The sequence below is a fragment of the Microcystis sp. LE19-41.2A genome (assembly GCF_027530405.1).
Classification (GTDB): Bacteria; Cyanobacteriota; Cyanobacteriia; order Cyanobacteriales; family Microcystaceae; genus Microcystis; species Microcystis aeruginosa.
Window position 1 is genome coordinate 1 of the sequence record NZ_JAPZQJ010000079.1, and the last position, 12,934, is coordinate 12,934.

Below are 12,934 nucleotides of genomic sequence, written 5' to 3' on the forward strand. Positions count from 1 at the left end.
CACCCCCCTTATCAAGGGGGGATTAAGGGGGGATCGGCACCCCCCTTATCAAGGGGGGATTAAGGGGGGATCGGCACCCCCCTTATCAAGGGGGGATTAAGGGGGGATCGAAGCTAAAATCCATTTTTAATTTAATTATAACCAGCTACTTAGGAGAATAAATAAAAGCAATCTCCTGACGACCGGCCACTAACTCCTAACCCCAGGAAAAACTTTTTCAGTAAACCCTAACTAGCAATTGATTGCGATTGCGATCAGAGAAATCGAGAGTCAGAAGTTAAATCTTGGGGCCAAATAGCTTCTAAATCTAACTCCCCACTCTCGATTTTAGGGATTATTTATGCTTCGTAGGGAGTGACACCAGAGAACTTAATTGTCGCCGGTTCCGGGTTTTTGCCGATATTGCGGTCTTTTTTGCCGAAAAATTCACGACCAGCGTTAACTTTTTCGGGGAAGACACCATCAGCAGGGTGGAGATACTGCACTTCACCACTGGGGTAAATCCGATAGATTTTGTAATCTTCGATTTTGGGCTTAAATTTCGTCCGGAATTGGGTACCAAGAGCGAGCGCCTGTTCTTTGCGGGCCAAATAGAGGAGATTTTCGCCTTCGTTCATGATAGCGGCGCCACCGGTGGGCATTTCAAAGACTTGTTCTTTGCTGCTTGTCCAGGTGATGGCGTACTTTTCTTCCAGATCGGCTTTGGCGAGTAAACCGCCCGTGCTGCCACCGAACTTAGGAGCTTTTCCAGAAAGTTCTGTCATAGGATTTTGTTCTCTCTACAAAAATAAAGAAAAGGGGTTTTAGGGAATCCTATCACTGACACCCCCCCTCTCTAGTAGTCTTGTCAAGAACTGTAACATTATTTTGTACTAGACTATAGAACTAGGATTTACCGAAAAAGTTTTTCCTCGCGGCAGGGTGTGGGGTGTGGGGTGTGGGGTGTGGGGAGAATAAATAAAATAATCTCCTGTCTCCTGTCTCCTGTCTCCTAACCCCACCAACAAACTTTTTGCCGCAAACCCTAAATAGAACTAAGCGGCTGGCCGATCGCCAACTTGTCTAGGAATCGGCCACCACTTTAATCGATCGCCCGTCGGGAAATTTGCCAACTTAAAAAAATTACCGGAATTAATCCCACTAGGACAATGGCCAGGGCTGGTGCCGCCGCTTCCACTAAACGTTCATCACTGGCGTATTGATAAACGCGCACCGCTAGGGTATCAAAATTAAAAGGTCTTAACACCAAAGTAGCGGGTAATTCCTTCATCACATCGACAAAAACTAACATAGCCGCCGTCAATAATCCCCCCGACAAAAGAGGAATATGCACTTTAATTAAAGTGGCACCGGTGCCATAGCCAAGGCTGCGGGAAGCATCATCTAAACTAGGTTTAATTTTACTTAAGCTCGATTCTAACGTGGAAAAAGCTACGGCTAAAAACCGGACAATATAGGCAAAAATCAGACAGAAAATCGTGCCGCTCAGAATTAAATTGATATTTAATCCTTGATTGAAAAAGTTATCTAATTTACCGAGAGGAATTAAAACCCCCACGGCGATAACTATGCCGGGGATAGCATAACCAGCAGCCGCAATCCGCACAGAACTCTTAAGAGTTTTATTCGGATTAAGTCTTTCCCCGTAGGCGAGAATTAAAGCTAAAACTACCGCAATAATTGCGCTTAAACTGGCCAGAAAAAAACTGTTTCCCGATAAACTAAAAAAGTCATTATTAAAAGTTTCTTGGGCATGATTAAAGGCTAGATAAGCTAGATAGAAAGCAGGGGCAATAAACCCCAGAAATACCGGCACAAAACAGGAGATAATTGCCAAAAAACTGCGAATAAATCCCAGTTTGTACTTAGTCGGTGACTGGAAACGATTGGTCATTTCATAGTAACGAGCTTGACGACGGGAGGATTGTTCAAGGAAAACTAAAACGAGGATAAATACCATTAAAACTGTGGATAACTGTCCCGCTGCTATGCGATCGCCCATACCGAACCAAGTATTATAAATCCCCGTGGTAAAAGCATTAATACCGAAATACTGCACCGTACCAAAATCGTTCAGAGTTTCCATTAAAGCTAGGGCTAATCCTGCCATAATTGCCGGTCTTGTTAGGGGTAAAGCGACGGTAAAAAAACTGCGCCAAGGATTACATCCCAAGGAGCGACTTGCCTCCACCGTGCAGACAGATTGCTCTAAAAAACCGACCCTTGCTAACAGATAAACGTAGGGATAAAGCACCAGTATTAACATCAGAATCCCCCCCCAAAGAGAACGGATATTAGGAAACCAATAATCCTCGACACTATTCCAACCGAAAACACTTCTTAAGAACGTCTGCACCGGACCAAAATAGTCCATCATATTGGTATAAGTATAGGCCAAGAGATAGGCAGGAGCGGCAAGGGGTAGTAATAATAACCATTGAAATTGTTGACAACCGGGAAATTGACACATCGTTGTTAACCAAGCTGTGCCGACACCGATGATTAAAACGCCGCTGCCCACCCCGCACATTAACCAAAAAGAATTAACTAGATAATCCCAGAGAACAGTTTCGATCAGATGTTGCCAGACTTGACTGGAATTAGTTAATAAACTACTGGCAACCGATAAAATTGGCAGGGAAACAAGCAGGGCAATTAGTAAAACCGCAATTGTCCATCCCTGTCTAAAAAAAGAGCGAGATTCTTTCAGCAAAAACATTTTTAATAAGATTGTTAAAGCAATTTTTAGAGAACGGTCTAGTTATGCCTTCTTCGCTTGTGAGGTCAACTTACAGCCAGCAGTTCATTAAGCTTGTTTTTCAGATTTGGCGATGTCATCAGCGGGTTGTAAACTTCTCCTGCGTAAGGTTGCCAAACATAACTAGGGCTAAAGGAGCGAAATACTGGCAATATTCCTAGCTCGCCTGCAAGTGGTTTCGCTAAAACCAGTCCTGGGATAGATAGATTGGATGATTCTTCGATAAGCTCAGTGTATGTTCTAAATTCATCGACTTCAACACCAACCAGTGCATAACGGAAGGTGGGGGCAAATCGTAGGGACTGATAGAGTAAAATACCTAACTCTGTCATTGAATAGGCACTTTCAGGGCTGTCTATTCCCACTTCGCTAAGATTATTTGGTGAAACGCGACACCACCAATTTTCTTCTATGTCTTGGAATGTGTCTGTGCGACATTGGCACTGGCGACCATTTGACAGCAACAATGACATTCCCTGAAAATGTTGAGCAAATTTATCGGCCTTGCTCTCATCAGAACCACATTCTGCGGATAAACTAAATATCCATGCCATTTTCATAGACTCCTATTGTGTGTATGCCACTAATCCACCTTTTCCCAATATTTTTGGGTCTTTGCCAATGCCGCTTCGTACCTTTCTAGAGCCATTGTAACTCTTGGCATGATGCTAACGTGGGTTGGGCTATCTTGGACAGCCTGTAAATCTCCTGTAATAATGCTGTCATCAATCTGCCACAAAGGAGCTTTGCCCATGCCGCCAAATTTTGGCTGTAACTGCTCACTTTTCACTCCTCACCCCCTCACGAACCAAAAAGCCTGTAAACTTGATTTTATAAGGTGGATTTGCTATTATTTGGCTCTTGCAAGCGATGCAAGCACTCCTGAACTGATAACACAGGTACCGATGAATTCAAAAACCCTTGATTATCTCGGGTCAAGATAGCATCAAGTCCTTGAGCTACAGCACAAGCAACCTGAATCCCATCCTCATAATCAGCCAAACCTGAACTAAACGCTACCTCTAGAACCTCCCGGTTTACAGGGCAGATTTCCATTGCTGTCAATGTCTCTGAAACTGCTTGCCGTGCTTGCTCAATACTGCGCGTGTGTCTTCGAGCAATGTAAAAAATGTCCGTGAGGGTTGTGGCTGTGACATACCCGACGATCTGACCGGAATCGATCGCCTGAAATAGTCGTTCTGCATCTTGGAAAAATAGCTCTCTCTGCAATAGAAAATCTAGGAGAACATTAGTATCAATTAAAACTCTCACTAAAGGTATTTCTCCAGCCGACGCTCTTCCAACATGGCAGCTACTTCTTGGTCGGTTGGTGCAAGTTGGTCTGTTTTGAGTAAGCCACGCATCCGTTGAATTGCACCAGCACGATCAGGTCTAGCAATTGGGGTACTCTGCAAGGACTCAATAATGGCGCTAACCAGCGCAAGTCGCTCGCTCGGTGATAGCTTAACCGCTTCTTCCTTTAGGTCTTGTAGTAACATAGACATTCCTTGGGGCTGAATATTCTGGAATTTCTTAAAAATAATTATAACCCTGATTTATGATCAGGGCTGTAGGGCGAGTTAGCAACAACGTAACCCGGGGAATATCAGGAAATTGATGGTGCGTTACACGAGAAAAAATTAGTTAATCAATAGGACTAGGTCATTGGCTCCTAAAAATTAGGATTTCTCTAACAGTTTGCGGTAGTCAAACACGCGAATGAGCGTCCCTTTTTTGGGTAAATCGGCGGCACGAATCCGTAATTTATTGTCCTCGATCAAACGGATATTTTTATCCTTGACTAACTTGAGAAACTCATCTACAGACACCAATTCACAGGCATTTTTATCGGCGGCACTGGTAAAGTATTGAGTTGGTATAGCAATTCGCGGTTGTAAAACTTCGATCGCCTGTTTTGCTTCTTGGGGATTATAATTTTTTGGACCACCTCCCACGGGAATAAAAGCTAAATCCGGCGAACCTAGGAGAATTCTTTGTTCTAATTCGATTGGGGCCGCTGCCCCCCCTAAATGGACAATACTAATCCCCGCTTGGGTCCAACGCCAGGCCACATTCATACCGAAACGTTGCCCACCCATGCGATCGTGGGCGATACTAATACCCTGTAGTTTTAATTTACCCAGATCGTAGGCCCCCGGCTCAAACAAAATTTTCGGATTACCGGGTAAACCCTCGGCCGCCCCTTCATCCCACAGTTGACTACTAATTAAAACGATATCTGCTTCTACTTTTGGCAAAGGAAAACCCGCCGTACAACCAATTGCCCGGAAAGGATTAACTAGGACTCTTTGCCCTCCTCCGGTGAATAAAAAGCAACTATGACCCAACCATTGAACTAAGAGGGAATTATCGGGTTTTTGGGGGGAAGTGGGGTTAGTGGGTTTCGGTTTAGTTTCCGCTAAAACTGAGCTTACTGCCACGGTTAAGAAACTTGCCCCCGCCGATAAGATAAAATCTCGCCTTTTCATAAATGTAGATGCAGAATTAATCAATTGAAGGTTAATTTCAGGGGTTGGGGATTAGCAAACACTAGAGGGATCGCAGAAAGTTTCTTAAAAGTTCCTTGCCAGCAGTGGTTAAAATACTTTCGGGATGAAATTGTACTCCTTGAATGTGGGGGTAATCCCGATGACGGACTCCCATGACCGTGCCATCTTCTACCCAGGCCGTGATCTCTAAATTATCCGGCATGGTGGAGCGCTCGATCACTAAACTATGGTAACGGGTGGCAGTAAAAGGATTTTCTAAGCCTTGAAATACCCCTTCATTGTTGTGATAGATTGGGGAAGTTTTGCCGTGCATCAAGACTGGGGCCCAGACCACATCCCCTCCGAATACCTGACCGATACTTTGATGACCGAGACAGACCCCCAAAATTGGCAAACGGGGGCCAAATTTGGCGATTAATTCCAGAGATATGCCCGCATCGACTGGACGACCAGGACCGGGGGAAATGACAATCCCATCCGGCCGCATTTGTTCGATTGTGGCCAAGTCGATTTTATCATTACGATAGACCTCGATCGGCACAGCGATCGGGAACTCGGAGGCTAATTCTCCCAAATACTGGACTAAATTGTAGGTAAAACTATCATAGTTATCGATGACGATTATCAAGAGTCCCTCTCCTTTCTTTAGCCTCGCTCAGTATTTTTATTCTACACCCCGGCTGTCTCGATCGAGATAGCCGGGGTGTAGGGGGTAGGCTATTTTTGAGCAGTCAGCTAGAATCTGCCCGGAATTGCTAATTAGGGTTTGCGGCAAAAAGTTTTTTGTGGGGACAGGGTGTGGGGTGTGGGGTGTGGGGTGTGGGGTTTTGAGGGGGTCAATTACCTAACTTTCAGGGAAAAAGTCCAGGGATTTTCCCCCCGATCACTCCCAGATCTGGTACTTTTTGATTGATAAAAAGTCTAAAATTATTACCCAACAAGGTTTTTAGATTTATTCAGCAAACCCTAATCACAGCCTAAACTATCTCTGGTGGCCACTCCCGTGACTGGATTAATGCCATCGGCCCGTTCACACATTAACTTGACCTGATAGTTATCAATCACCGCGTTAGTGAAATCGGCCCCGGTAATAATTGTGTCATAAAAACGGCTGCGAGTAGCGATCGCATCGGTAAAAATAGTATTAGTTAAATCGGCAAAATCGAGGGTAACTCTATCTACCAAAGAGGCGGTTAAATCGGCCCCTTTTAAGTTAGCTTTTAAGAGGACAGCCTCGGTGAGAATGCTATAGGATAAATCGGCACCTTCTAGGTTAACTCCCCGCATCGCGGCAGCTGCGAAAACTCCTCCGCGCAAATCCTGATGGGAAAAATCCCGATCTTGCAGCTGGGCAAAACTATAGTTAATCGTTTTATCTTGGGCCAAAGCCACCGGACGGGCCGCGAAAAGTAGCCAAAGAATCGCCAGCAAAATAATTAAAACCAGACTGAAAAAATTTTTCAACATTGTTACTGTTGAGCGTCAAAAAACTGGGACACATCATCACCCACCCGAATAGTTAGGTCTGAGTCTAAAGCACCAGTGGAGGATGATTCTACTTTACCGATTCCCAATTGATTTTTCAAGAGGTTAGCGGACTGAACATCACCTTTTTGGGCAATAATTGCGGTGGTTTCTAGCTTTTGGGAGGAGTCATCGCTAATATAAACATTTGTGTAGCCCTGTTTGGCCAGATAATTGCGAGTACGACGGGCTAAACCTTTGGTATGGGTGGCATTTTGAATGGCAATCCGCAGACTATAAACGGAGGTTTCTCCCCCCCCATAGTTATCGGTAAAATTATTAGCCACAATGGTTCTAATTTCGCGACGGTTCAAAATCCAATAACTGCGACCATCGTATTCCTCGAGGTTGTTAAACCGGCCGGGGAGTAGGATCATTCTTAAGTCATCCTGTTTAATTTCCCGTCCAAAATTAGCGATAGCCAGCATTTCCTCGACGCTTAAGTTCGTATCGATATATTGTTGTAAAACCTGTACTGCTTTCGGGAGACTGGGGAGAATTGTCGGACTAAAAATCTTTTGTTGGAGTGCTTTTAATAAAATTTGTTGTCTTTGTACGCGACCAATATCGCCGTATTGCGGGTTACGAAAACGGGCAAATTGTTCTGCTTGGTCGCCGTTGAGATTTTGCCAACCCTCTTGTAAATCAATTTCTAATTTTTGGGTGACATCTTTATGATACATTCGTTCGGGTACATAAACTTCTACACCCCCGACTAAATCGACTAATTCCTTGAAGGCATCGGTAGTCACCCGCACATAGCGATCAACGGTGACATCCCCTAAAGTATTACTGACCACTTCTGCCGCTAGAGTCGGTCCACCGTGAACGTTAGCATCGTTGATTTTAGTAAAACCATGGCCGGGGATTCTGACGCGGCTATCGCGAGGGATAGACAACATTCTCACGGTTTTATCGCTAGGATCGAAGCGCACTAGGAGCATGGTATCGCTGCGACCTTTAAATACATCGTCGCTGTTTTTGGCATCTAAAACTCGATCGATGCCCATAACTAAAATATTAACAGGACGAGAAAGCTGCTGATTGATTAAGCTATTCCAAGCTTGATCCTCAAGGATGTCTGTTTGGGTGGGAAAAGATGTTTTTTGGAAGATAGCCCCAATTGGTGCGGGTAAGGGACTAATTAAAGCGACGGCAGCCCCAACAGTGGCGGAAACTAGGGCGGTAAAACTGAGGGTTATTCCCCAAAATAAGCCCTTTTGTAGGGGAGATGCTTTTTTTAAACCGGACATGACTGAACTGACCACCGCGACGGTATTTTCTGAGTTTTGGCTGTATTCTTGCTTTTGAAACCGCCCCGAAACATTGGCCATGGACTAACCTCAACATCTGATTAAAAGCTTACTTTAAGTAGGGAGGAACAATTATTTGTAGGATGGGTTAGCGGTAGCGTAACCCATGCGGGCGTTGGGTTTCATACTTCAACCCAACCTACGTTCATCTTATATTTAATTCCACCCACCCAGGAGGTGACTGTTGATCGATAGAATCTATCTCTAGCCCAAAAGTTCCAGATATTGGCCACTCCCCTCTCGCCGGCTATTGTAACATATTGTTAAGGAAATGGCTATCCTAGACCTGTTGTAAAAATCAAAAATTGTTGTTAGGGTTAGGAGTTGGTGGCCAGTAGCCAGTAGTCAGGAGAATTAAAAACGAATAATAAACGATTAAATGCTCTATTCACCGATTGTATGCCATTTAATCCTTATTTTTGCAGTTTTTGAACCCTGAAAGGTTAATTATGCCATAGGTTTAATAATTTTTCAGGGATTCAGTTCGGTTATAGATTATCTTTATGGCCAAGAATTAAGGCTCTCTTAGGTTTGGTGGGTAAAATGTATTCTAAGATACAGTCCTGCTGGCGAGCGAGTGGAAGGAACCACAGAGACACAGAGGACACAAAGAAAGATTGATCGCTTCTATAGTAAGTTAAACTGCTCACACAAAGAATAAGAGAGCCGAATTAAGAGAGGTGGAAACTTGAAGATGACAGAACGAACTAAGGTTATTCTCCTCGTTGTTATCCCTTTGCTTTTGGCTAGTAATGCAGTTTTTTCTGTCAATAAATTCTGAGCTATTTTTTATGAAAATCATCTCTCTTACCCCATCATTCAACCAGGAATATCTCTGTATAAGAGACTTAAATCTCTACAATTCTCCCAGTTGTCAAGAGTTAGCGACCCAAGCACAACAGGGAAGACAATTAAAATTTATTTCCCTAGAAATTACCGAAAAAGGGCTACAAATTCAGCTAAGAGAAGATAATTATTTAGCTTGGTTATGCGGAGAAGATTTAGATGCAATTGCGGTGGCCACCACAGCTTATCAAAAAATTCCTCTAACTCGTTCCGACATAGAAAAACATATTCCTGAGATTATCACTTTTACTCAGGAAGCAAGGAACCGTACCAATCATTATCTCTGGGGTGGAACCCTTGCACCTAATTACGATTGTTCAGGATTAATCCAGGCTGCTTTTGCCACTTTTGGTATTTGGTTGCCGAGGGATTCCTATCAACAGGAAGCTTTTTGTAAAAAAATAAACCGAGAGGAATTACTACCAGGAGATTTAATTTTCTTTGGTGATAAAAGAGTTAATCATGTGGCTTTATATCTAGGGAATAATCAATATATCCACAGTTCAGGAAAAGAAACAGGTAACAATGGTATCGCTATAAATCTACTTACTGATGATAGGGATAGCGTTAGTCGTCATTATTATCAAAAATTATGGAGTTTCGGTCGAGTTATGCACAATTAATCAGTTATCAGGGAAATGGGGAAATGGGGAAATGGGGAAATGGGGAAATGGGGAAATGGGGAAATTTCAACTAAAACCCCAAAACCCTAAAACCCCAAAACCCTAAAACCCCAAAACCCCAAAACCCCAACCCCTAACTCCTCACTCCTTACTCTCCCCCATAGGTAATCATGTCAGAAAACATCTCCCTAAGCGGTCTGTCAATTCGTCGTCACATAGGAGTATTGATGTTAACTATAGCAGTTATCATCATCGGTCTTTTTTTTCTAAATCGTTTAGAAGTGGACTTGCTTCCTTCTATCACTTATCCCCGCATTAGTTTAAGGATGAATGTACCTGGAGTTTCCCCGGAAGTCATTCTCGAAGAAGTAACTAAACCCCTAGAAGAAGGAATGAGTGCCACCGAGGGAGTAGTGCAAGTTTATTCAGAAACTCGCGAGGGAAGGATGCGAGTAGATTTATTTTTTCAACCGGGGGGAGACTTAAATGTTGCTTTAAATGAAGCTACCGAAAGTTTTAATCGTGTCCGACAAAATTTACCCGATATTATTGAGGAACCGCGCTTAAACAAATTTGAACCCTCTCGTTTACCCGTCTATGAATTCGCTCTCGTTTCTGATACCCTACCCCTAAAAGATTTAAGATTATTTGCCGATGAAGAATTAGGGAGAGAATTAGGATTTGTGGAAGGAGTGGCAGTGGTGGACGTGATTGGGGGAGTTAGAGAAGAAATTCAAGTTAATATTGACCTGCAGCGATTACAATCTTTAGGAGTGGGATTAAATCAGGTTTTAGACACCCTAAAAAGACGCAATCAGGACATCTCTGGGGGCCGACTACAGGGAGAAACCGGGGAACCTTTAACCCGTGCGGTGGGGAAATTTAAAAACGTAGCGGATATCCAAGATTTAGCGCTGACCGATAGTAATAATCCCGAAGAAAAAATCTATCTGCGGGATGTGGCCAGAGTTATCGATGGGACAGAAGAACAAAGAATTTTTGTCACCCTAAATGGAAAAAATGCCGTGAGGGTTAGCGTCCAAAAACAACCGAATGCGAACACGATTGCTGTGGTAGAAGGGGTCAAAAAACGCATTACAGAATTAAAAAAATCCGGGTTAATGACCGGGGGAATACAAGTCGTCCCCACTACTGATGAGTCTGTATTTATCCAAAACGCGGTTAATAACGTGGTTTCCTCGGGACTAGCGGGGACAATTCTAGCAGGACTGACTGTATTCGTCTTTCTCGGTTCCCTGCGACAGACTTTTATCATTACCCTAGCGATTCCTCTTTCTACCCTCGTCGCAATTATCTGTATGAAGTTATTCGGGTTATCGATAAATGTGTTTAGTTTGGGAGGATTGGCCCTAGGGGTGGGTATCGTGGTGGATAATTCCATTGTCATGCTGGAAAATATTGCCCTCAAAGTTAATCAAAACCAAAATAAGCGAGATTTTTTAGAAATTGCCCGTAATAGCAGCCAAGAGGTAGAATCTGCTTTATTGGCCTCCACTGCGACTAATCTCGTCTCTATCCTGCCATTTTTATTACTGGGTGGTTTTATCTCTCTGCTGTTTAACGAGATTATCCTCACTATCAGTTTTGCTGTGGCTGCTTCTCTGTTGTGTGCGTTAACTGTTGTTCCCATGTTGGCCAGTCGTTTGTTAAATATGGGGGTTGACCGTGGTATCCATCGGTTTTGGCTCTTAAAAGTCTTTAGTCAACGTCTAGAAGGTTTAACCATCCTCTACGGTCGTTTTTTAGCTAAAATCATCCACTACAGAATACCTGTTATCCTGCTGGCCTTTTTAATTTTAGGGGGAAGTAGTTTCTATCTCTGGCAATATATCCCCCAGGAAGTCTTTAGTCGTATTCAAACCGGACAGGTGAACGTTTTTGCCCAATTTCCCCCGGGTACCAATTTAAATACTAACCGTCAGGTGATGCGGGAAGTAGAAAAGATTTTATTATCACAACCGGAAACTGAGTATGTTTTTACTACCAGTGGCGGTTCTCTTTTTGGCACAACTACCAATGAAAATATTTTGCGCGCTTCTAGTACGATTAATCTCAAACAAGGCACTAATACAGAAGCATATATCGAACGCATGAGCAAAGCACTAGAGCAATTAAACCTCGTTAACGTGCGTTTGCGTCTCACCCCCGGTCAAGTGCGCGGTATTATTCTTAATAACTCTCCCTCCGTTGGTGCCGATGTGGATGTGATGTTACAGGGACGCGATGGGAAAACTTTAGAGCAAGCTGGTGAAGAAATCCTCAGTATTCTCGATGAAAAAGTCCCTAGTGCGCGTTTTCGTGCCGATGCTGACCCCAGACAACCGGAAATTCAGATTAAACCCGATTGGACCCGCTTAAATAGTTTGGGATTGAGTACCCTGGAAGTGGGACAAACGCTACGGACCGCTATTCAAGGATCGATCCCCACCCAACTGCAACGGGGAGAAAGATTAATCGATATCCGAGTGCAATTGGACCCCAACTCGCGGCAAAAAATTAGTGACATATCACAAATACCTATTTTTGTCAATAGACAAGAAGACTTAAAATTAGCAGATATAGCCCGGATTGAAGCGGGAAAAACCCCCGGAGTCATCCAGAGAATCAATCAGCGTCAAGTTTTTATTATTATCGGCAGTTTAGTCGAAGGGGCGAAATTAAGTGACGCACTCGTGGGGGTACAATCGGTTTTAAATTCCACTCCCTTACCCGATGGTATCAGCATTTTACCCAGTGCTGCCGCCACGTCTAATCAAGAAATTCAGGGTTCTTTGGGTTTATTAGCGGGTTTATCAGTATTTTTAGTCTTTGTGGTCATGGCCGTGCAGTATAACTCACTCATAGACCCTTTGGTGATTATGTTAACCGTTCCTTTAGCCCTAGCGGGGGGAATTTTCGGACTATATTTGACCAAAACCCCGATTAATGCCATTGTCATCGTCGGGGTGGTTTTATTGGTGGGCATTGTGGTTAATAACGGGATTATTATGGTGGAATTGGCGAATCAATTGCGGCAAGAATTCGGTTTTACTCGACTACAAGCTATTTTAAAGGCCGCTCCCCAACGTTTACGACCGATTTTAATGACTACCGTGACCACGGTTTTAGGTTTATTTCCCCTCGCTTTAGGATTAGGAGAGGGGGGAGAATTCCTGCAACCTTTAGGAATTGTCGTTTTTTCGGGTTTGTCTTTAGCAACTCTGTTAACTCTGTTTATTATTCCCTGTTTTTACGTTTTATTCTCTAGAAAATAATCCCCCTGCACAGTGGGAAGTGGGGTGTGGGGTGTGGGGTGTGGGGTGTGGGGTGTGGGGTGTGGGGTGTGGGGTGTGGGGTGTG

12 protein-coding genes and 1 pseudogene are annotated in these 12,934 nt (G+C 43.7%); 2 read left to right on the forward strand and 11 right to left on the reverse strand.

Annotated features, from left to right (window positions below):
* Positions 1-338 precede the first annotated feature (338 nt).
* The 11 genes and pseudogenes from O9290_RS03430 to O9290_RS03480 all read right to left on the reverse strand — a co-directional run bounded on the left by O9290_RS03430 (position 339) and on the right by O9290_RS03480 (position 8,126).
* Positions 339-764, reverse strand: coding sequence for a photosystem I reaction center subunit II PsaD (locus tag O9290_RS03430; RefSeq protein WP_002738785.1), 426 nt, complete (start codon positions 762-764; stop codon positions 339-341).
* 108 nt (positions 765-872) lie between these two features.
* Positions 873-1,001 (reverse strand): hypothetical protein, encoded by a 129-nt coding sequence (locus O9290_RS03435; RefSeq protein WP_288054806.1) that lies wholly within the window; start codon positions 999-1,001, stop codon positions 873-875.
* A gap of 80 nt (positions 1,002-1,081) precedes the next feature.
* The gene (locus tag O9290_RS03440) at positions 1,082-2,719 is read right to left on the reverse strand and encodes an ABC transporter permease (protein WP_002758458.1); all 1,638 of its coding nucleotides are present in this window, start codon (positions 2,717-2,719) and stop codon (positions 1,082-1,084) included.
* Positions 2,720-2,784: 65 nt separating this feature from the next.
* Positions 2,785-3,318 (reverse strand): hypothetical protein, encoded by a 534-nt coding sequence (locus tag O9290_RS03445; protein WP_223210047.1) that lies wholly within the window; start codon positions 3,316-3,318, stop codon positions 2,785-2,787.
* A gap of 23 nt (positions 3,319-3,341) precedes the next feature.
* A pseudogene (locus O9290_RS03450) lies at positions 3,342-3,524 on the reverse strand (Tse2 family ADP-ribosyltransferase toxin); the annotation flags it as partial.
* Positions 3,525-3,589: 65 nt separating this feature from the next.
* Positions 3,590-4,030, reverse strand: coding sequence for a type II toxin-antitoxin system VapC family toxin (locus O9290_RS03455; protein ID WP_002758462.1), 441 nt, complete (start codon positions 4,028-4,030; stop codon positions 3,590-3,592).
* Positions 4,030-4,257: a hypothetical protein gene (locus tag O9290_RS03460; protein WP_002758463.1), complete on the reverse strand. Its 228-nt coding sequence runs from the start codon at positions 4,255-4,257 to the stop codon at positions 4,030-4,032. Before O9290_RS03460 ends, O9290_RS03455 begins: the two co-directional genes overlap by 1 nt.
* 180 nt (positions 4,258-4,437) lie before the next feature.
* On the reverse strand, positions 4,438-5,247 hold the full coding sequence (locus O9290_RS03465) for an MBL fold metallo-hydrolase (protein ID WP_002758464.1): 810 nt from the start codon (positions 5,245-5,247) through the stop codon (positions 4,438-4,440).
* 61 nt (positions 5,248-5,308) lie between these two features.
* Complete coding sequence (locus tag O9290_RS03470) at positions 5,309-5,896, reverse strand: anthranilate synthase component II (protein ID WP_002758465.1); 588 nt, start codon at positions 5,894-5,896, stop codon at positions 5,309-5,311.
* A gap of 338 nt (positions 5,897-6,234) precedes the next feature.
* A complete protein-coding gene (locus O9290_RS03475; protein WP_002758466.1) occupies positions 6,235-6,735 on the reverse strand; it encodes a pentapeptide repeat-containing protein in 501 nt (166 codons plus the stop codon).
* Between the two features lie 2 nt (positions 6,736-6,737).
* Positions 6,738-8,126, reverse strand: coding sequence for an LCP family protein (locus O9290_RS03480; protein ID WP_002758468.1), 1,389 nt, complete (start codon positions 8,124-8,126; stop codon positions 6,738-6,740).
* A 770-nt stretch (positions 8,127-8,896) separates the two neighbouring features.
* Between O9290_RS03480 and O9290_RS03485 the strand changes: the two genes are divergently transcribed.
* A complete protein-coding gene (locus O9290_RS03485; RefSeq protein ID WP_288054809.1) occupies positions 8,897-9,574 on the forward strand; it encodes a C40 family peptidase in 678 nt (225 codons plus the stop codon).
* A gap of 170 nt (positions 9,575-9,744) precedes the next feature.
* Entirely contained in the window at positions 9,745-12,849 is a 3,105-nt protein-coding gene (locus tag O9290_RS03490) for an efflux RND transporter permease subunit (protein WP_288054811.1), read from the forward strand.
* Positions 12,850-12,934 lie beyond the last annotated feature (85 nt).